A 19,368-nucleotide genomic window follows, 5' to 3' on the forward strand; every position below is an offset into this window, starting at 1 on the left:
CCTCTCCTCTCACGCGGATACGGCATGCCGATTCGCCCGCCATTGCAAATAGTTAATAATCAACAGCGTCAGGAACGAGATCACCAGCATGACAAGCGCGATCGCCGTAGCGCCTGCATAGTCGTATTGCTCCAGTTTGGTCATAATGAGCAGCGGCGCGATCTCGGTCTTCATCGGCATGTTGCCGGAAATAAAGACGACGGAGCCGTATTCCCCGAGCGCTCTGGCGAATGCCAGAGTGAAGCCGGTAAGCAAGGACGGAAACAGCTCGGGAAAGATGACGCGGGTGAACGTCCGCAATCGACCGGCGCCAAGACTTACCGCCGCTTCTTCCACTTCTTTCTCCAACTCCTCGATCACCGGTTGCACCGTTCGCACGACGAACGGAATGCCGATAAACGTAAGAGCCATCATAATGCCGAGCGGGGTGAACGCGATCTTGACGCCGAGCGGTTCCAGCAGGCTTCCAATCCATCCGTTCTGGGAATAAATCGTGGTAAGCGCAATGCCGGCAACGGCGGTTGGCAGTGCGAACGGAAGATCGACGAGCGCATCGACAAGCTTTTTGCCGGGAAACGTGTACCGAACTAGCACCCAAGCGACGATAAACCCGAATACGACATTGATCAAGGCGGCGCCGAGGGCGGTGCCGAAGCTTACTTTATAAGCCGCGACCACCCTGGGATCGAGCACCGTTTGCCAAAATTTATCCCAGCCCATACCGGATGTTTTAATAAAAATGGCGGAAATCGGAAAAAGTACGATCAGGCTGAGATACAAGACGGTAAAGCCCATCGATAAACCGAACCCGGGCAATATGCTGCGCTGCTTCCATGCTTTTCTTGCCATTGATCTCGCTCCCTGTTACGGTTTGTAAATTTGGTCGAATACGCCGCCATCGGCGAAATGAGTTTTTTGCGTTTTTTGCCAGCCGCCGAACGGTGCATCGTCGACAGTGAACATTGGAACTTTCGGGAATTGGTTCTCGTACTTTTTCGCAACGGTCTCATTGCGCGGACGATAGTAGTTTTTTGCGGCGATTTCTTGACCTTGATCAGAATACAAGTATTCCAGATAAGCCGCAGCTACTTCGCGCGTCCCCTTTTTGTCGACCACCTTGTCGACGACGGATACCGGAGGCTCCGCGAGTACGCTGATGGAAGGCACGACAATCTCGTATTTGTCTTTGCCGAACTCGTTAATGGAAAGGAACGCTTCATTCTCCCAAGCGAGCAGTACGTCGCCTATGCCGCGCTGCACGAAGGTTGTCGTCGAATCGCGCGCGCCGGAATCGAGCACAGGTACGTTCTTGAACAGCTTCTGCACGAATTCTTTCGCTTTCGTTTCGTCATTGTTGTTCTTCTTGTAGGCGTAGCCGTAAGCTGCCAAGTAGTTCCAACGCGCGCCGCCCGACGTTTTCGGATTCGGCGTAATGACTTGCACGCCCGGCTTGATCAAATCGTCCCAGTCTTTAATGCCTTTGGGATTGCCCTTTTTCACCAGAAATACGATGGTGGACGTATAGGGCGAGCTGTTGTTCTTCAAACGGCTCTGCCAATCTTTCTGAATTAATCCCGCTTCTTGAACGGCGTCGATGTCGTAAGCGAGCGCCAGCGTGACGACGTCGGCTTCCAATCCGTCGATGACGGAGCGTCCCTGCTTGCCGGAACCGCCGTGCGATTGCTTGAAGGTGACCGTCTGGCCCGATTTATTTTTCCAATACGTAGCAAAGGCTTTATTATATTCCTGATACAGCTCGCGAGTCGGATCATACGATACGTTGAGCAGCTCGACCGATGGTTTCGCCGCTGTGCTGCCGGACGCCCCCGAAGCCGGAGCCGTGCCACCTGCGCCCCCGCCGCAAGCGGTTAAACCTACTAGCGATATCGTTAATGCACTGACGGCAAACCAATTGCGAATCGACTGGAACGTTTGCACCTTCTGTGTATTCATAATGAATTCTCTCCCCATTTATAATTTTTGCTTATAAAATCATTAACAAACTTCGAGCGGCAGGCTTTTCCCGCTTTATTTGCATAAGAGAAGCTTCCGCATATTCACCAATGCATCTTCGTCAGAATACACTTCGTGAAGTAAGATTTTATTTTTCGGCTTATCGGCTGTACTGGGCTAAGCAGCGCCCACAGCACATCATATTGGGGTTCCGGTTGTCCGGTGACTATTAATTACATAATTCCGATAAACTTACTTTGTTATGTCAGTATATTAGCATCCGCCTACGGTGCTGTCAATCGGTTTTTTGGAAAAAATTTTAAGTGCCCGCCATTAAAAAAGAACAACAAAAAAACGGCGTCTTTCTCGACCGCAGCAGCGGTTAAGAAAAGCACCGTTTATTCCGTTTCGACGGGGGTACAGTCCGGGCAGTAGCCGAACACCTCGAAACGATGGGTTGCGATTTGAAAATTGCCGGGCAATCCGGCCACATGCTTCATCGGGCAAAATTCGAAGGGCACCGTCTTCTCGCAGCCAAGGCAAATGAGATGATGATGATGATGCGATTGGCATCGGGCCCTAAATTTCAGACCGTCATTCAAATAAATTTGTTCCAGCACGCCCATCTCGCTGAGCAGGCGTAAATTGCGATATACCGTATCGAAGCTTACGCCCGGATACTTTTGGCGCATATAATCATAGACGTCTTTCGGAGACAGGTAGCCGCTGGCTTCGGCAAACAGCGCAGCCAAACTTTTGCGCTGGTCGGTAATGCGCCAGCCTTTGGCCGACATGGCTCTTACGATATCGTCAATAGTGGATTGCACGTCATGTTCGTGTTTCGCCATAATACCCTCTTCTCTCACAGCTGACACAAGGTTTACTTCCATAATGCCTTAATGCATGCACGGAAGTCAAGCTTGCTGCGCTTCCAGCTTGGCCAGTTCATCGACTAACTCGCTCTTGTCGAAATGCTCTCCGATAAATACGGCGACGTTCGGCACTTCCTCTTTGGGCGCGATTTTGACAAAGTCCATTTCCCGGTACGCATATTGAAAAAGAAACGGACTGATCGTATCGGTGAACCGTAGAATGCCTTTGGCCCTGTAAATTTGTGCGGGCAATTTGCCGATCAGCGCCTCGAACGATTCGCTGTCGATCGGCGTTTGAAAATAATGCGTATACACCATCACATGCTCATGCGTATGGTGATGACCGTCATGTCCGTGTTTTTCGTCATGGTGCGTATGACCGCAGTGCTCCCCGTGACCGCAAGCCTCCGAATGAATGTGATCACCGGCAGTTGATTCGTGCAGCTGTCGGTGGTCCGGTCGGCCGGACAGCCGGTCGAACAACGACATATCGACGGCGCATTTCACGGTGCGCGCGATCGGAGCTGACGGGTTCCATTCGCGGAGCAGCGCTTCCAGCCGAACCAGTTCCTCCGGTTCGACCAGATCGGCTTTGTTCAATAACAGCTGCGTGGCGCAGCGAATCTGATCTTCCATCAGACGAAACGTCTTCGCTTTCGGCTTTGCCGATCGTTCCGACAGCTGCGCCGCATCAACGACCGTAACGACCGAGCGCAGCTCCATCGCAGTCAGCAGCGAAGCGTCGGTCACGCCGTCCAATATTTCAATCGGATTCGCCGCCCCGGTGCACTCGACGAAGACGACATCCGGCGCATGTTCATCGACCAGCTGCTTAAGCTCCATCCCCAAATCGCCGCGAATTGTACAGCATATGCAGCCGCCGAGCATTTCCGACATCGGCACTTCCGCGCCCAGCATCATGCCGTCGAGATTCACGTCGCCCAATTCGTTCATGAGCACGGCCGGCTTTTGGCCGAGCGATTTATAGTAGTCTAGCGCTTGCGTGAGCAGCGTCGTCTTGCCGCTGCCGAGAAATCCTGTCAATATATGAACGGGAACCGCTTGCTTCATCTGTTTGCACCGCTTTCGTTTGTCGAATAAGGGTAAGTATAGGAAAAATTGTACTCCCCGTGCGAGTCGTTGTCAATTATAAGTAAACTTTACGATTACCTTAGGCGAAGTGAGAAAGGCGAATGCATGTCTAATTTGTTACACTTAAGCATAAAGCCTAATACAATGTTTACTGAAATGAGGTGCGCTAATGTTCGAACCGCTTGGAATCGAACCGACGATCCAGATCGATCCGACCTTCGAATACTATAAGAATCGTTCGGAAGAAAGCGTCGCACTGGAGCTGGAGCTCGCCGGATACCGCAATGTGCGGTATTTCGTAACGGACGAAACCCGCGTGAACGGGCGGCTCGTATCCGCCTTGCGGGAGCGCGGGATGAACGTGTGGGCTATGGTGCTCGGCAACGGATCGTACACGGCCGGGCATTTGCCGCCGGATTGGAAACAATGGCAAATGACGCTGCTGAAGCCGGTGAATGACGGCTATTTCCGCTTCTCTCCATTCAGCCGCCGCTATGTGGCGTGGAAAAAAGCGGCGTGCGCCGACCTTGTACGGCGGTACCCGTTTACCGGCTTCGAAGTCGCCGAGCCCTACTTCCCGGAGTGGAACGGCTTGTCCAGCGGCGTGTACGGCGACGTCGGTCCGTACGCCAGAGCGGCGTTCAAACGGTTCTCCGGCGGCGAGATGCCCGAATTCCGCTACAGTGCCTCCCCTCTCTATTATAAAAAAGATCGCGCCCGCTACTTGCTATGGATCGAATTTCGCGTCCAGGCCGTGAACGGATTTCTGCACGAATTGATCAACAGCCCCGGCGGCGTCAGGGATGCGCGTCCGGATATCTCGATTGCGACATGGTCGCTCGCCGTCGACGCCGGCCGCGACCCGGTCGATGCCGTCCGCGAATTTCAAGGCATCGATGCGGCGGAAATGATCCGCCTCGTACGCCCGGATCTTCACGTACTGCAGACGCACTGGCCGGATTGGATGCGGGCGAAGCTTCCCCCGGACTACGTGAAACACTACGATCCGTTCGTGCGGCAAATCCGCGCCTCGCACGGAGTGATTCCGCTCGGCGTGCAGACGGATATCGGCTCGCTTCGCCCCATGCGCAGAAGCCGGGAATGGCTGAAGCGGTTTGCCTCCGCTGCGGACCGGTCGGGCTACCGGATGTGGACAGCGTACGAGTATTCCATCGGGCTGCCGATGTACACAGAGCCTCCGGTCCCTCTGTTTGCCCACCGGATGGACCGGGAACGGGTGCTGCTTGCTTTCAACAAGCGGGTGGAGGAAGCGTCGGCTGGAGAGGCTGGACATTACCGAATCGCAGCTCCCGATGCACACGCGAAGCAAGCCCCGATAGACATTGACGCCTGCTACGTGGACGGCAATGCGGTCATTCTTACATCAAGCCGCTGGCCTGAACAATCGTTCGAGCTGGAACTGTCCGGTATTCGCGATACGCCCGAACGATGGCTGCTGAAAGGCGAGCGGGCGAACGTTACGCCAAGCGACACGCGCGTATCGGTTCCCGCGGCCGAATGAACATTTGGTTATTGCTTCCGATTCGCGGTACAATGGGAGTAGCCTGTTTCCTTGTTCGGACCGGCCGTACGCATCAAGGGAATCCGGAATCATCAGCCGACAGGAGTTGAATCAAGTTGAGTATGACTTTATCCGAATTGAGGCAGGAACGCGCGAATGCCATCAGCCACGGCGTCGGCGTCGTTTTGAGCATGCTTGCCCTCGCGCTGCTGCTCGTTCATGCGATTCGAAACGGGAATGTGTGGCATGTCGTCAGCTTTTCCGTATTCGGCACCTCGCTGCTGTTGCTCTATTTGTGCTCCACCTTGCTGCACAGCGCCCGCAAAGAAAAGTGGATCGACTTGTTCGAAATTATGGACCACGCCGCAATCTATATATTAATCGCCGGGACGTATACGCCGTTTCTGCTGGTTACGATCCGCAGCCCGCTTGGTTGGAGTTTGTTCGGCGTCGTTTGGGGACTGGCGCTCGTCGGCGTCATCTTCAAGCTGTTCTTCGTTAAACGGTTCAATCTGCTGTCCACCTTGTTCTACATCGCCATGGGCTGGATGGTGCTGTTCGCCTTTGAGCCGCTCAAGGCCGGGCTGCCGGTTGCCGGACTTCAGTTTCTAGTGGCCGGCGGCGTGCTGTATACGTTCGGAACCATTTTTTACTTATGGCGCAAAATCCCTTATCATCACGCGATCTGGCATGTATTTGTACTGGCCGGCAGCATTTGCCATTTCATTACGGTTTATTTCTACGTTTTGCCATAAGCTGGCAAGCCTATATCGCGGCTTCGTTTCCTTATAGGCGCACCCCCGGTTGGCGGTCTCATACAATAAAGAAGGCAGCCACGACATAGAGGGGATTGAAATGAAATGTTGAGCAGCAAGAAAAGAATAAAAATCATCAAAGCGAAATATGGACGAAAACCGATCGGTGCGAAAAAAGTTTACCGGCTGCTGAAGCGTTCCATCCGCAAACGCCGGCCCATCTCCGTCATCCGTCTGGGGGATGTCATGGCAAAGCTTCTTGCGAGGCATAATATCAAATCGTTAAAATCCGTTTCGAAATTTCTCGGCATCAAACTTCCGCCCTCGAGAAAGCTATTGAAGAAAATTGATCGATCGGTCCGATCCGCACATATCGTCGGATTGTCGCATTACAAAGGAAGCGCCCGATTAATTCGAGCTTACATGCGAAAAACGAAATGGCGCCCTCCCGTCGTTACCGACTCGTTCATCAACGACCGGCTTTACGAAGGAGGCTATCTGCGTCGTTTGCTGCGGCGCTATCGCGTTGCGCTTGTAGGCCGAGCCGCTCCGGAAGCGGCCGAACGGCTGAAGGGACGAGGATACCGCATTCCGCTCACGGTATCGCTCGACCACGCCAGAGAGCTTCGCCGCGCCCAATCCGTTTTGCGCCGGCACCGGAAGAAGTACGATCTCGTATTCGTCGGCGGCGGCGTTCCAGGCCGCATTCTATGCACGCGGGTCGCCAAAAAAGTTCGCCGCAGCGCCGTTGAAATTGGGCACATGATGGACGCTTTCTCCCATCCCCACGCCTGGTCGAAAAAAGGAGACAACCGCAAAGTCTTCAAGAAACGTTGGCTTCGCAAGCTGAAGAAACATAAGCGTTAAGGCGAATCGTCTGCGTTGCATAATACAACTACTAAAATGGGCAATACCCTTGACCATACGTAAAGAGCACTCCAAACGCACTTTTATTAAAGTGCAGTGGAAGTGCTCATTTTAGTTTCGGATCGATTGGTTGTATGTCGCATCATATCGCCGCTGAAACCGTTCGCGTGAGAACCCGCCGTTCCGTTTTTGCCCGCTAAGGCGTGTCCGGCTTGCGCTCGTTGCCCCACAGCGTAGCCGCGCCGCCCATCGATTTGCGCCATTCATGCCGCCAGCGATGCACATCCCGCACGGTAATTTCCGGCATGTTCGCCCGGCTCGCTTTGGGAGCGACAGGCGGGAACGGCTTGTGCGGCTCCGCCTGATACCAATACGCGACCGTGCTCATATCGAGCGCCAAGTTATTGTCGTGACCATGTTCGATGCTGGCTCTAAGCGATTTTTCGAAATAAACCGGATCTTCCAGGAAAAATCGGTAGCAGTGCGTTCGGCCCATCCAGCCGAGCCGATCCGGGATTCGCGCATAGCCAAAGTACGGATGCGAATACAATTCATTTGGGCACCACGAGCTGTTGAAGAAATCTTCCGTTCCCGTACCGTGCAGGGATCCGGGCCAGCCTTCCCCGTCGATCATCCACATGTCGTCGCCTTCGCCGTACCACATCGGTCCGGGACTGTCCACGTAGTAATTGATCCCGACAAAATGCCCTTTTCCTTCAATATCGGCGAACAAATAATTATGAGCGTCCGTCTTGTTAGCCCCTTGCGGCGCGATGACGCCCCATTCCGTCTCCCCTTCCGGAGGCTGGACTCCGGTCAGTTCCCGGTTCCACCAGGCATGAAACCTACCCATCGTAGCAGGGATGGACGGATGACTCTCGTAATCGATATAAAAGTATAAAGATCTCAGCTCATGCTCAGAATCGTTCTCCAACGTAATTCTGGCGCCTCTGCCAAACGGCATCGGGAAATAACAATTGAGCGCTTTTCCTTTCATCGGCGCAGCCGCGAGCGGCAGCGAACTGAAATTGTATTCCTCTCCCCAGCCTTGACCGAAAAAATCGCCGAGCGGCGACTGTACGCTGGGGGACTCTTCCCCGTCCCAGTACATGCGAATAATCGCATTGCGGCGAATAAACGCATCTTTGGTGCTCAGCGTCATCCAAATATGCTTAATGATGCCTGCGCCGTCGATTGAAGCAAGCTCCGCTGTTTCGCCTGCGGGAATGGTGATGCAATCCCGATTGCCGCCGGTGCGGTCGTAGCTGGAGACTCGTTTCGTTTTTACCCCATGTTGCAAATCGGCGATATGTCCGAGCGGTCCTTTCATACCGAATCTTCCTCCTCCACATCGTATGGATTCATTTTATGCAACAAGAAAAACTTCGACCAAAGGAGCCGTTCTATCATGCATATCCTCGTTGTCCCGGTTGAAGATTGTTTTCTTGCTGTCCCGTTTACCTCTTAAAGTATAGCGGTACTTGCCCGCCTTTGAATTTAGCCAAAACGGCCGCATCTTTATCAATTATTGCTATAATGATTGGGAGGAGGCGGACACCTTGAGCGAAGCTTTGATATCACCTTTTATCCGAAGAGCATGGGATAGCCGCGTATCCGTCCCATGGCACATCCGCGAACGCGATCTTTGGGATTATGAACTGTTGTATGTAAAAGAAGGCGAAGTGGTCGTTACGGTAAATCACTGCACTTACGAAGGCATTCCGGGTGACGTCTTTTTGTTCAAGCCAAGACAAAAGCACTCGATTCGTTCCGTTGGAGCCGCCGATATCCGGCAGCCTCACATTCACTTCGATCTGCTCGAACAGGCGGACAGCGGCGGCGTCCCCATTTCCTTCGTGCCTGAGGAAGAGATGAGCCCGGAGCAAAAACAATGGTTCCGCACCGACCGGTTGTCGGACGGGCCGATCGCTCTCCCGAATCATATGAGGCTGAAAAATCCCGCCGCATTCGAACAAATGCTGTTCGACCTGATCACCGAATTCCAGCTGAAGCTTCCGTATCACGAGCTGCAAACGAAAGGCCAGTTCATCAAACTGCTAACTTATTTGGTCCGCGAGCATCACTGGAGCAGCATACCGCAAGTAAGCGGCCATTTGCCGATCCTGCTCAACATTCAGCAATACTTGAATCATCATTCGGACTGCGACGTTACGCTGGACGCGCTTTCGTCCATGTTTCACATCAGCAAATATTATTTGGCTCGCCTGTTCCGCAGCGCCTTCGGCATGAGCCCGATCCAGTATCATCAAACGGTCCGGCTTGAAAAAGCAAAACAGCTCATCCAGTTCACGGATATGACGATGCAGAGCATTTCCGAGCGGCTCGGCTTCGCGAACATTCATGTGTTCAGCCGCGCATTCAAAAATAAAGAAGGGGTCGCCCCCTCCCATTTCCGCCGAAAGCGGTCGTGATTCATCTGAAGAATTACCAAAATAACTCCTTGCGCCCGCGCAATTTCGCGATGCCCTCGACAAAGTAATAATCGCCGTAAATTAACGAGACGTGGATGTTTTGTTTAGCGGGAGCGTGGCCGGTGCCTTTGACGAGCATTCCTTCTTCCGGCTTACCCCAAGCGCCGTACTTTTCGTACAAAGAACGAAGTATGCTCGTTCCGCCATCCTGATATAGCCTGGCTTCAGCAGGATCGACGAGCTGCGCCAATTCCAGCAGTCCCGAAGCGGCTATGGCGCCTGCGGACGTATCTCTCGGCGTCTCCTCATCGGCCGAAACCGGTGCCCGGAAATCCCAATGCGGCACATGGTCTTCCGGCAAATTCGCCAAGAAGAAATGCGCTACCCGCTTGGCGGCCTGTAGGAATCGTTCTTCCCGGGTATGCAAATAGGACAAGGCAAGCCCGTATAAAGCCCAAGCATTCCCGCGAGACCAGGCGGATTCCTCGGCATAACCTTGACCGCCCCGCGCGCCGGTACGTTCTCCAGTCTCCGGATCGAACGTCACGATATGGTAGGTCGATCCGTCCGGCCGCACAAATTCCCGCAGCACCATATCGGCATGCGCCGCGGCGATATGCTTGAACCGCGGGTCTTCCGTCACATCGGAGGCCCAGTACAGCAACGGCAGGTTCATCATACAGTCGATAATGGCCCATCCGGTTTTCCCTTGATCCTTGCCGTTCCATGCACGGATGAACTGGCCTTTCATATTGAATCTGCCCGCCAAATGACTGGCTGCAATCAGCGCGCGACGCTTCGACTCCTCATCCTGCGTCAGCTTGTAGCTGGCGATCGAAGTCAGCGTCCACATAAATCCGGCGTCGTGGTCGATCGGGTAATACCGATTCAACACCTCGTCCAGCTTCCGTTCGCACTCCTGTGCAAGCGCTTTATATTTATCGCTCCCGGTATCGCGGTATACAAGCCAAAGAATACCGGGCCAAAAGCCCGCGGTCCACCAGGTCGGCGACATGAGATCATACGTACCTTCTTTCGCAGCATGCGGGAAGCCTGCGCCGATTCGTTCGCTTGTCGTTTCCAGCTTGTCCGTAATTTGCTGCCATGCCCGCTCCACCCACGGGTTCGAATTCATTCGTCACACAGCTCCTTTTTGGTAGAGGTTCGGTTCAACTAAAAGTACATTGTCATTTTGAAAAATGATGCCTCAACTACTTCTGCTGGTCTTGAATATACTTCTCCAATTGTTCCTGAGCGGTTCGGAGCGCCGTGTTCATGTCCACATTTTTCAGCAGAACGCTTGTAGCGGCATCGTTAATAATGCCTCTCGCTTTCCCGTCGTACTCCGTTAGCGGATGCAGCTTATTCGGGGCGACGCCGAAAATGGCATTCAAATTTTTCCCTTTGATCGTTTGCAGGTCGGCTCCGTAGCTTTTTTGGTATTCCGGCGTTTTCTTGAGCACGGTCAATCGTCCGCTCTTGTTAATGATCGTCTGCACTTCGTCGCTTGCAATATGGGAAAGAACCCGGAACGCTTCATCCTTATGCTTGCTTAACCTGGATATGTGCAGCATATGGAAATCGCCTTCACGCACAAATCCTTTGGCTTCCTTGAAGTTAGGCAGCGTGACCATATCCCAGTTGATCGGGTTGCCTTCCTGCTGGTACTGTTCAAGAGAACCGATCATATCGCCCCAAGCGCCGATCATGGCCCAGGTCCGGTCTTTTAGGAAATAACCTTGACCCTGGCCCCCGAGAAATTTGCCGTCAACGACATAGCCCGGAATCTTATACAATGCAAGCGCTTTCTCCATAACCATACGCCACTGATCCGTTTGAAGCACTGCCTTGTTTGTCTTCTTGTCGACGTAAGGCAATGACAGACCGAAGCCCATCAGATCGACGCCGCCGGGGTTCAGACCGCGGTATGGAACGCCGTTTTCATTTTTCGTAAGCTTACGGGCAATCGCTTCGGCATCGTCCCACGTCATTCCGTCTTTCGGGTAAGCGACCCCGAATTTATCGAACAAATCTTTATTGTAAAACAAGACGGAAAAATTCATGGCATACGGCATGGCCACAGTCTCGCCTTTATCACTGTACCCTTTCAAGCCTTCTGTTGTAAAGGGGTCGAATCGGTTCATGTCTTCACCGTATTTTTTAATATACGGATTCAAATCCTCGATGGCATCCAGCTTTTGAAGGGGGATGACTCCCGTCGTGCTGGCGAGCAAAATATCCGGCAACTCGCCGGATGTAATTAGTTTTTCGACCGTAACGTCTTTGCTTGTCCTAACGAGCTCCATCGTGATGTTGGGAAATTTCTTCTTGACCGGTTCCACGAAAAACTTCTGAAATTCCAAATCCGCAATCGCTGCATTCGTCTGAAGCACGCGCAGCGTTATCGGCTCCGTGCTGATCGGCGCGTCTTTGCCTCCAGTCGCGTCCGGCTGCTTCCCTCCTCCGCCGCAGCCTGCGATTTGCGCCGCCGACAATAGAACGATTGCAACTTTTCCCCACGGTTTGTACATGCCCGTTCGCCTCCGAATCGATCGATTTCTCGTTTCATTCATACAGCAAATGGCCGGCATCAAACTTCATCGTTGCAGCAAAGAACATTTACCCGCTTCACGCCGAGCCCGATCTTCATTATGGTTCATTCCATACCGGGATTTTCCCCTCATTAATTTGCTTGATCAGCTCCAGCGGAATTTTCGGTTTTCGGTCATAGGTCAGCAGCCCGTTAATTTCCTGTTCCACATCCGTCAGCTGCGTATAACAATAGCCCTGCACCGCGGACGAATGCAGCAACGGATGAACGACGGCGACCAGACGGTCGATGAAATCCTGTTCATTTTCCGCGCCCGAATACCCCCACCCTTCCCAATCGCTTTTCTTGAACGAAATACCGCCGAACTCCGATACGTGAATCGGCTCCCCCTGGTATGGGAAACCCGGCACGTAGATCCATTTGCCTGCCGGTTTTACCGTTACGGCCTTGTCTTTGGTCGCATAACGCTCCTCCAATACTTCTCTGCGCCACTGATAATCATGGATCGTGCAAATATCCGATCGGACGTGCTCCCAGCCGTCGTTGGATATGACCGGGCGGGTGGCGTCCAGCGATTTGGTCAGATGATACATCGTCAGCGCGTGCTGCTGCTGGTTTTTATCGATCAGAATGTTCGGTACGCCCCAGCTTTCGTTGATCGGCACCCAGGCGACGATACACGGATGATTATAATCGCGCTCGATCGCCTCCTGCCACTCCTGCATCATGCGCCGGACGTAAATGTCCGAGTAGCTGTAGGCATTGGCCATCTCGCCCCATACCAGCAGTCCCAGCTTATCGCACCAATACAAGTATCGCGGATCCTCGATCTTCTGATGTTTGCGCGCGCCGTTGAAGCCCATATCTTTGGTCATCTGCACATCCTGGCGAATCGCATCGTCGCTCGGCGGCGTCAAAATACCATCAGGGAAATAGCCTTGATCCAGCACCATCTTCATTTTGTAAGGCCGGTTATTAAGACAGATGCTGCCGTCCTCGATCGAAATTTTTCGCATGCCGAAATAGCTGTTTACCAGATCGACCTGCTGGCCGTTCACGAGCAGCGTAAATTCAATATCGTACAAGTTCGGGCGTTCCGGCGTCCACCACCGGCTGTTGCGATGTTCATTGAATTCGTGCAGCTTGATCCGTCTCGACTCTTCCTCCGTTTTGAATAGGACGACATCTTCCGCGATTTCCGCACCCTTGAACGAAATGCGAGTTTTGAGTCGAATATCATCGGCATCACGAAAACCGTCGACGAAAGCGTGAATCTGTATTTCATTCGCATCGATATCCGGCGTAAGCTTGACCTTGCGTAAGCTTGTCTCCGCGACAGCCTCCGCCCACACCGTCTGCCAAATGCCCGTCGTCCGCGTGTAAAAGATGCCTTGCGACTTTTCTTTCCAATACTGCTTGCCTCTTGGCAAGGTCATGTCTTTGCTGAAATCTTGAGCTTTCACGACGATCACATTCGCTCCGCTCGTAAGAGTGTCGGTAATATCAGCCGCAAACGGAGTATGTCCCCCTTCATGGAACTTGACAAGCAGTCCGTTAACCCATACCCATGCCAAATAGTCGACGGCGCCGAAGTGCAGGATCGTCCGCTTTCCGGCGAATTCCTCCGGGAAACTTACCGACTTTCGATACCAGACGACATCGTGAAAAGCAGGATCGCCGACGCCGCTAAGCGGGCTTTGGCAGCAGAAAGGCACTTGGATCGACTTGGTAAAAGTGCGGCCCGAATACCATTTCTCCTTGTCTCCTCGCTGCTCGTCGTCGAATTCAAACTCCCATTCCCCGTTCAGATTCAACCAGAAAGCCCTTTCAAATTGCGGCCTGGGATAGTCCGTTCTTGCCTGCTTCGCTGCCAATGGATTCGCTCCCATCTCTATATTATGTTATTATAATGTACATAAAGATTTTACAATACACAAGTCGCAATGTAAACTGATAATATGGAAAAAAAAGACTAACGACTAGTACCAATGGAGGAATGGTTTTGTCGCAAATGCAAGGTAACTTGAAACGTATTCCCGCTACGAGAGTACAAGAAACCGCCAAGGCACTGTCAGGCGACGTTCGATTGCGCATTCTCGAAGTATTAGGAAAAAAGCCGATGAGCATCTCGCAGCTGATGGATGAACTTGGCGTCGCCCAACCGACCGTATCGATCAATGTGCAAATTCTCGAGCAAGCTGGGCTGCTGGAGACGGCTCAAGGTGCGAACCGGGAAAAAATATGCTCACGCTCCTGCGATACCGTGCTGTTCGAGCTTCCGATGCTGCCCGGCGAAGCGCTTGACCATCTGGAGGAGATCCAGATGCCGGTCGGGATGTACTCGGACTTCCGGATTCAGCCTCCGTGCGGATTGCTCGGCAAAGAAGGAATGATCGGCTGCTACGACGACCCGAGATCGTTTTATTTGCCCGATCGCTCCGATGCGCTCATGCTCTGGTTCAGCGAATCCGGATATGTAGAATACCGGTTCCCGAATCCGGTGCCTCCCGGGGTGAAACTAACGGCGCTCTGCCTCAGCGCGGAGCTGTGCTCGGAAGCGGTCGGCTTTCAGCATGACTGGCCGTCGGATATTACGTTATCCGTCAACGGCGTCGAAATCGGCACATGGACAAGTCCCGGCGATTTCGGCGAGCCGAAGGGGATCATTACGCCGAGCTGGTGGATCGGAAATACGCAGTACGGGCTGCTGACGGAATGGCGTATTGAAGAAACCGGCAGCTTGCTGAACGGCACCCGGTGCTCGGATGCGTGTCTTGATCATCTGGATTTGCACTTCGACCGGCCGATCACGGTCCGTTTCGAAGTGAAGGAAGATGCAGTGAATAAACGGGGGCTGAATTTGATGGGGGCCCATTTCGGCAACCATGCGCAGGCTGTGAAGCTTACTTTTATACGGTAACGGATTGCGAACCAATGCGATTCGGTTGCATGACCAATGACCATGCGGGGACTGCACCGAGTAAATGTTATCGGAGCTAGTCCCTCCACTCACTTTCTGTACTTTTCCATCCATTGCACCGCAAAGTCGACAAGCGCACGCTGAGCATCAGTATGGCCGTCGCTCCCGGCATCGTATTAGCGAGCCAACGGGGAATGCCCTCCCAAACCGTAATCCAGCGATTGATGATTCGTAATGTACGCTGCCTTCGGTCCGCGGGCGGCAAACGAAACTTGAGGGTGACTGCTTCGCACTGTACCAAGTTGTTTGCGGAAACATTCCGCTACGAACCTATGCCGCTTGTCCATGCATGTGCCCAAAAATAGAATGACGCATGGTACTGTCATATGGCAGACACCATGCGTCAATTTTATACATGCGGATTCAGGCGTACAATTTCGATAACCGGTTTAGGACGTTGTCCTTCTCAAACGCCGGTATAACTTATATTTACATCAAGCGTGGCGTAAGCGTTTGCCGGTAAGCCGGAAGCGAAATCCGCGATCCGCACCGCGATACGGTCACCGGCATTAAACGACCTATTGCCGGTAAACGCAGCGATCAGCGGATTGACGGAAGCGCTGGGGCCGGATATCCCTCCGATCCAAAGAGCGTCGTTCTTCCACAGCTCGAAGGTGAACGAAGCCGTACCCGCCGGAGCGCTGAAATACGCCGCATAACTGGACAGCTGTCCCGACTGGGAGAGGAAGTATACTTGGGCGGGATGATTTTCGGCTCTCTTCATGACCGTGGACGCCGCTCCCGCAACATGATCCGTATAGAAGTGCAGCGTCTCTTGCGTTCCAGCTGCCGGCACCCAACCCGCGCCATCCCATACGACGATCTGGCGAATATCCGTATCGAAATAAACGAATCCTTTCTCGGAACGGAACGAGGCAGGCTGCGGGCGCTGCGCCGTCGTTCCTTTGCGCCTGGCCATGAGCTCGCTGTCCTCCCCATGGCGGCTTCTAAGCATGGCGTAAAACTCAGGCTCGACCGGATTTCCGCTATTGACAAAATAATCCGTAAGCTCCTTGGAAAGCTTTGTGTTCATATGGTAATATCGCAGCCTGTTGTTCACATCGATAAAGTCATAACGAGCGAGCAAATCCGGCCGCGCGACACCGTCCAACACCGGCGCATGAACGGTACAGTTGACGAAATAAGTGCCGAGCTCGGTTGAAAGGTAATACAAGCTTTTTCCGTCGTCCAGTGCGTCGGCTTTGATGTCGCATTGATCCAGTTGAATGCGGCCGCGCATCGGTCCGCCTTCGTAAGCGTCCATGCAGTTGACGACGCTGCGGCTGATGCAGACGTCGGCGATTCCGCCCTTGAAATGTCCGAAAAAATCTCCGACCTGGACGAAATCGATTTTCGGATACAAGGCGTACTCGTCCTCATATACCCCGGTATTCAGCGCATTGATTAAGAAATTGACATGCGTCGATGCTTGCGAGGCTTGCGCCGGCACTTTCTCCCCATGAATATTCTCAAACCGCATGTAGCAGTTCGCTTTCACCCGCTGGCCGTCCATGCCGCCGGGCCTGCCCAGGTGCAGGCTGTACGGATTCGGGATTTGCAGCAGCCGCACGCCCTTCTCGCGCCCGCTGACCCCGATGTTGCGAAATTCTAGCTGGTACGGGAAAAACACCCGCGCGCCGGACGAAGTGATTTTGGAAAAAGACGCGATCCGCATCACCTGCGCCTTGCCTGTCAACGCGGCCAAGCCGGTATAATCGAACGTAAAGTCTTCCACCCGTATGGTTCTACCATAGCCGATCGGATACTTGTAATCGAAATTCTGCGGGTTGAAATCGAGAGCAAGCGCGTCCGTCGCTCCGTTCTCGACCATCAGGCGGCAGCTGCGCAGGCGAATATGGCCGTCCCACTTCGCGCCGTAATCTTGGCGGAAGCTGATAAACTGATTGCCGAAGCGCCTCGTATTCTCGATAAACAGATCGCCGCCGCCGGTTAACGTAAACCCTTTATACCCGATCTCCGAATCTTTGACATACAAATTCCAACAGTGGAAATGAACGTCGACCCGATTCAATCGGCAGTTCTCGATATGGAAATTTTTAAACAGGTTCGTGCCGAAAACGCCCCAGTGCACCCAAGACCCTTCTGCGGTTACGTTGCGAAACGTTGCGTTTAACGTCCGGCTTCCGCCGATTCCGTATGTACCTTGGGCCACATCCCGCGCCGTCCCTTCCCGGTCTTTCTCCCACGGAATGAGCCGGACATTTTCGAGCAGCACGTCGAACACCCGGGAGAACTGGTAAAAGCCGTTGCGCGGGTTCATGGAAACGTCCGCTTGCCCCGGCGCCAAACCGACCCATTGATTGCGGATGATCGTCCGGCTGCGTTCGACTTGAAAACCGTTATAGAAATAGCCTTGATACGTTTCGCCGGGATTGTTGCCCGACAAATAAAACGTGCCGCCGTCAATGACCAAATAGCTTTCGTCGCACGGGTACGCAACGAGCTTTGTATAATTGCTGAATGTCCACGCAATGTCGCCGACGATCTTGCCATGCTCCTCGACGTAAAAAAACTCTTCCTTGCTCCAGCCCGTATTGCCTGCATACCCGGCGCGTATGCCGATCCGATCCTGCGAGTCTTCAATAAAAACGAGGCAGTTTTTATATTCCGTCAGCTGATCGACGATCGTGACGCCCGGCTTCATTCTCGACAGGAACGCAGCTTTCGTCGCCTCGTCGAACCCAATCGTGATGGGCGCATGCCTGCTTTTTACCCGGAAACGAGGGTTCGTTCGAGTGTTGAAGCTTTCGTCGATGTAAATCCGCGCCTGCCCCCAGCGTACGCTCGTCTGGATGATGATTTCGTTCGTCGCCTTGATCCAGTACTGGCCGGATTCGCATACGATGGGCAGCCCGCGATCGTTCGCGAATTGATGCGCCTTCTTGATCTGAACGCCGTCGTCGTTCACCCCGTCGCCGACTGCGCCGAACTGTTTGTAATGAATGCGATCTCCCGGCAGCAGAGCAGCCTGCATGCCGGCCGTAAGCGTGATGACGCTGCCTCCATCCTCCGTCAATGTTCCGGTACGAATGATGTAATCGGACCCGCCGCCGTCACCCGGCTCGAAGTATCCGGCCGTGCTCGCATAAGCGCCGTCCGTCAATCCGGTATCCGCTTTCATAGCGGCAACGGACGAATACAGTAACCGGTATTTTGGACCGCTTTCGCTACCGCTGCCGGTACCATACGTCGATTCTGTCACGGATGCACCCCATCCCGTCCCGGCGAGTAACGGCTGAGCGGCAATGACCGCTCCCGCACCGCCGAGTGCTGTCATGAATTCGCGCCTGCTGATCGACGCAGTCTTTTTGTCATCTTGGGAGTTTGTTTTGTCCATGCAAAATCACTCCTATTGACTATAATTTTCTTTAAAAGCGATGTCCATTTGTTCCCTGGCTTTTCTTAGCGCCGTATTCACGTCGTACTTTCCTCCGTCATTGTCGTTAAACGCCTGAGCCGCATGCTTGGCGAATTAGCTGTCGGGAAGCAGCCGCTTCGGAGGCAGTCCCGTTTTACCGGCCAACACGCCCTCCCAGTTTTTCCCCTTCGAATAAGGGATGTTGGACGCGAATTGTTGGGCGACAGCCACATGCGCATCGACTTGACTCGTCACCCCCGGCTTCTCCTGAAATGTCGGAAATTGCACCACATCCCATCACAGTCCCGCTTCGGTCCGTTCCTTCAGCTGATTGTTGCGGTTTAATGCGTCTCCACTCGCATTCAGCGAGTTGCCAGGAAGGCTCCACACATTGTATGCCGTTTCATACACTTTTTTCCACATATCGTTCGTTAAGGCATATATTTTCGCTGCCGGATCGATAAAAGGCAGTGACAATTGGAATGCCATTTCCGACCAAGTCAGATGGAGCCCCTTAGCAGCACGGCTTCGAACCGGGACAAATCGCACTGTTGCTTTGTTGTTAGCGCTTCCAAATCGAAACGAGACTCAGCGCTTTCAAATCCCGTATGCCGCTGTTCCATTTGAGCAGTATATCCGACACGTCGCCGGGTGTGACCAGGTTTTCCAGTGTGGTCCTTTTGCTGGCCTGATGAATTCGAGCGTAATGTGGGGGTATTTGTTGGACAGCGGTTCATGACATAATTTTGGATTTCCGTATCGTTCAGGTAAGCTTCCGAGGCGTTTAACTTGATCGTTACCGGTTGCAGCCGGACGGCGGGGACATTTCTTCTGATGCGGGGTTCTTGCTGCCGGATGAAATGCAACCGCTTAAAAGCATGAGCGAACCGATAAAGACGATTGCCATGTTGGCACGTTTCATATACGATACCTCCCGGCAAATCGAAGCTTGGTATTCATTTGGA

The 19,368-nt window shown here is 53.3% G+C and carries 18 protein-coding genes; 5 read left to right on the forward strand and 13 right to left on the reverse strand.

The window, feature by feature from the left end:
* Positions 1–9: 9 nt before the first annotated feature.
* From cysT to ACFQI7_RS15505, 4 genes are all read right to left on the reverse strand, one after another.
* Positions 10–849, reverse strand: a complete 840-nt coding sequence (gene cysT / locus ACFQI7_RS15490; protein WP_218097811.1) for a sulfate ABC transporter permease subunit CysT — start codon at positions 847–849, stop codon at positions 10–12.
* A 15-nt stretch (positions 850–864) separates the two neighbouring features.
* Positions 865–1,953 carry a sulfate ABC transporter substrate-binding protein gene (locus tag ACFQI7_RS15495; protein ID WP_218097812.1) on the reverse strand — a complete coding sequence of 363 codons (1,089 nt, stop codon included), beginning with the start codon at positions 1,951–1,953 and terminating at the stop codon, positions 865–867.
* Between the two features lie 398 nt (positions 1,954–2,351).
* Positions 2,352–2,801: a Fur family transcriptional regulator gene (locus ACFQI7_RS15500; protein ID WP_218097813.1), complete on the reverse strand. Its 450-nt coding sequence runs from the start codon at positions 2,799–2,801 to the stop codon at positions 2,352–2,354.
* Positions 2,802–2,867: 66 nt separating this feature from the next.
* Entirely contained in the window at positions 2,868–3,896 is a 1,029-nt protein-coding gene (locus ACFQI7_RS15505) for a CobW family GTP-binding protein (protein WP_218097814.1), read from the reverse strand.
* Between the two features lie 190 nt (positions 3,897–4,086).
* Between ACFQI7_RS15505 and ACFQI7_RS15510 the strand changes: the two genes are divergently transcribed.
* The 3 genes from ACFQI7_RS15510 (at position 4,087) to ACFQI7_RS15520 (ending at position 7,061) form a co-directional block, all read left to right on the forward strand.
* Positions 4,087–5,439 (forward strand): N-acyl-D-glucosamine 2-epimerase, encoded by a 1,353-nt coding sequence (locus ACFQI7_RS15510; protein ID WP_218097815.1) that lies wholly within the window; start codon positions 4,087–4,089, stop codon positions 5,437–5,439.
* Between the two features lie 122 nt (positions 5,440–5,561).
* Positions 5,562–6,194 carry a PAQR family membrane homeostasis protein TrhA gene (gene trhA, locus ACFQI7_RS15515; protein WP_218097968.1) on the forward strand — a complete coding sequence of 211 codons (633 nt, stop codon included), beginning with the start codon at positions 5,562–5,564 and terminating at the stop codon, positions 6,192–6,194.
* A gap of 105 nt (positions 6,195–6,299) precedes the next feature.
* Positions 6,300–7,061 carry a GT-D fold domain-containing protein gene (locus ACFQI7_RS15520; RefSeq protein ID WP_218097816.1) on the forward strand — a complete coding sequence of 254 codons (762 nt, stop codon included), beginning with the start codon at positions 6,300–6,302 and terminating at the stop codon, positions 7,059–7,061.
* Between the two features lie 196 nt (positions 7,062–7,257).
* Here the strand turns inward: ACFQI7_RS15520 and ACFQI7_RS15525 are convergent, their stop codons facing one another.
* The gene (locus ACFQI7_RS15525) at positions 7,258–8,391 is read right to left on the reverse strand and encodes a glycoside hydrolase family 172 protein (protein WP_218097817.1); all 1,134 of its coding nucleotides are present in this window, start codon (positions 8,389–8,391) and stop codon (positions 7,258–7,260) included.
* 229 nt (positions 8,392–8,620) lie between these two features.
* On the opposite strand from ACFQI7_RS15525, the gene ACFQI7_RS15530 reads away from it, so the two are divergent.
* Positions 8,621–9,493: an AraC family transcriptional regulator gene (locus tag ACFQI7_RS15530; RefSeq protein WP_218097818.1), complete on the forward strand. Its 873-nt coding sequence runs from the start codon at positions 8,621–8,623 to the stop codon at positions 9,491–9,493.
* A gap of 13 nt (positions 9,494–9,506) precedes the next feature.
* Here ACFQI7_RS15530 and ACFQI7_RS15535 read toward each other — a convergent pair whose 3' ends face one another.
* From ACFQI7_RS15535 to ACFQI7_RS15545, 3 genes are all read right to left on the reverse strand, one after another.
* Positions 9,507–10,628 carry a glycoside hydrolase family 88 protein gene (locus ACFQI7_RS15535; protein WP_218097819.1) on the reverse strand — a complete coding sequence of 374 codons (1,122 nt, stop codon included), beginning with the start codon at positions 10,626–10,628 and terminating at the stop codon, positions 9,507–9,509.
* Positions 10,629–10,704: 76 nt separating this feature from the next.
* Positions 10,705–12,024 (reverse strand): ABC transporter substrate-binding protein, encoded by a 1,320-nt coding sequence (locus tag ACFQI7_RS15540; protein WP_218097820.1) that lies wholly within the window; start codon positions 12,022–12,024, stop codon positions 10,705–10,707.
* A gap of 118 nt (positions 12,025–12,142) precedes the next feature.
* The gene (locus tag ACFQI7_RS15545) at positions 12,143–13,918 is read right to left on the reverse strand and encodes a glycoside hydrolase family 2 protein (protein ID WP_230414692.1); all 1,776 of its coding nucleotides are present in this window, start codon (positions 13,916–13,918) and stop codon (positions 12,143–12,145) included.
* A 137-nt stretch (positions 13,919–14,055) separates the two neighbouring features.
* Between ACFQI7_RS15545 and ACFQI7_RS15550 the strand changes: the two genes are divergently transcribed.
* Entirely contained in the window at positions 14,056–14,964 is a 909-nt protein-coding gene (locus ACFQI7_RS15550) for an ArsR/SmtB family transcription factor (RefSeq protein WP_218097969.1), read from the forward strand.
* A gap of 176 nt (positions 14,965–15,140) precedes the next feature.
* Here ACFQI7_RS15550 and ACFQI7_RS15555 read toward each other — a convergent pair whose 3' ends face one another.
* From ACFQI7_RS15555 to ACFQI7_RS15575, 5 genes are all read right to left on the reverse strand, one after another.
* A complete protein-coding gene (locus ACFQI7_RS15555; RefSeq protein ID WP_218097822.1) occupies positions 15,141–15,350 on the reverse strand; it encodes an AAC(3) family N-acetyltransferase in 210 nt (69 codons plus the stop codon).
* Positions 15,351–15,430: 80 nt separating this feature from the next.
* Positions 15,431–18,382 (reverse strand): hypothetical protein, encoded by a 2,952-nt coding sequence (locus ACFQI7_RS15560; RefSeq protein ID WP_218097823.1) that lies wholly within the window; start codon positions 18,380–18,382, stop codon positions 15,431–15,433.
* 135 nt (positions 18,383–18,517) lie between these two features.
* Positions 18,518–18,658: a hypothetical protein gene (locus ACFQI7_RS15565; RefSeq protein WP_218097824.1), complete on the reverse strand. Its 141-nt coding sequence runs from the start codon at positions 18,656–18,658 to the stop codon at positions 18,518–18,520.
* A 42-nt stretch (positions 18,659–18,700) separates the two neighbouring features.
* Positions 18,701–18,880, reverse strand: a complete 180-nt coding sequence (locus ACFQI7_RS15570) for a hypothetical protein (protein WP_218097825.1) — start codon at positions 18,878–18,880, stop codon at positions 18,701–18,703.
* 319 nt (positions 18,881–19,199) lie between these two features.
* Complete coding sequence (locus tag ACFQI7_RS15575; protein WP_268966811.1) at positions 19,200–19,325, reverse strand: hypothetical protein; 126 nt, start codon at positions 19,323–19,325, stop codon at positions 19,200–19,202.
* Between the last annotated feature and the right edge of the window lie 43 nt (positions 19,326–19,368).

Source organism: Paenibacillus allorhizosphaerae, assembly GCF_042659105.1.
GTDB classification, from domain to species: Bacteria; Bacillota; Bacilli; order Paenibacillales; family NBRC-103111; genus Paenibacillus_G; species Paenibacillus_G allorhizosphaerae.

Coding starts and splice junctions, on each gene's coding strand:
- cysT (WP_218097811.1), bottom strand. CDS start 849: ATGGCAAGAAAAGCATGGAAGCAGCGCAGCATATTGCCCGGGTTCGGT.
- ACFQI7_RS15495 (WP_218097812.1), bottom strand. CDS start 1,953: ATGAATACACAGAAGGTGCAAACGTTCCAGTCGATTCGCAATTGGTTT.
- ACFQI7_RS15500 (WP_218097813.1), bottom strand. CDS start 2,801: ATGGCGAAACACGAACATGACGTGCAATCCACTATTGACGATATCGTA.
- ACFQI7_RS15505 (WP_218097814.1), bottom strand. CDS start 3,896: ATGAAGCAAGCGGTTCCCGTTCATATATTGACAGGATTTCTCGGCAGC.
- ACFQI7_RS15510 (WP_218097815.1), top strand. CDS start 4,087: ATGTTCGAACCGCTTGGAATCGAACCGACGATCCAGATCGATCCGACC.
- trhA (WP_218097968.1), top strand. CDS start 5,562: ATGACTTTATCCGAATTGAGGCAGGAACGCGCGAATGCCATCAGCCAC.
- ACFQI7_RS15520 (WP_218097816.1), top strand. CDS start 6,300: ATGTTGAGCAGCAAGAAAAGAATAAAAATCATCAAAGCGAAATATGGA.
- ACFQI7_RS15525 (WP_218097817.1), bottom strand. CDS start 8,391: ATGAAAGGACCGCTCGGACATATCGCCGATTTGCAACATGGGGTAAAA.
- ACFQI7_RS15535 (WP_218097819.1), bottom strand. CDS start 10,628: ATGAATTCGAACCCGTGGGTGGAGCGGGCATGGCAGCAAATTACGGAC.
- ACFQI7_RS15540 (WP_218097820.1), bottom strand. CDS start 12,024: ATGTACAAACCGTGGGGAAAAGTTGCAATCGTTCTATTGTCGGCGGCG.
- ACFQI7_RS15550 (WP_218097969.1), top strand. CDS start 14,056: ATGCAAGGTAACTTGAAACGTATTCCCGCTACGAGAGTACAAGAAACC.
- ACFQI7_RS15555 (WP_218097822.1), bottom strand. CDS start 15,350: ATGACAGTACCATGCGTCATTCTATTTTTGGGCACATGCATGGACAAG.
- ACFQI7_RS15560 (WP_218097823.1), bottom strand. CDS start 18,382: ATGGACAAAACAAACTCCCAAGATGACAAAAAGACTGCGTCGATCAGC.
- ACFQI7_RS15575 (WP_268966811.1), bottom strand. CDS start 19,325: ATGAAACGTGCCAACATGGCAATCGTCTTTATCGGTTCGCTCATGCTT.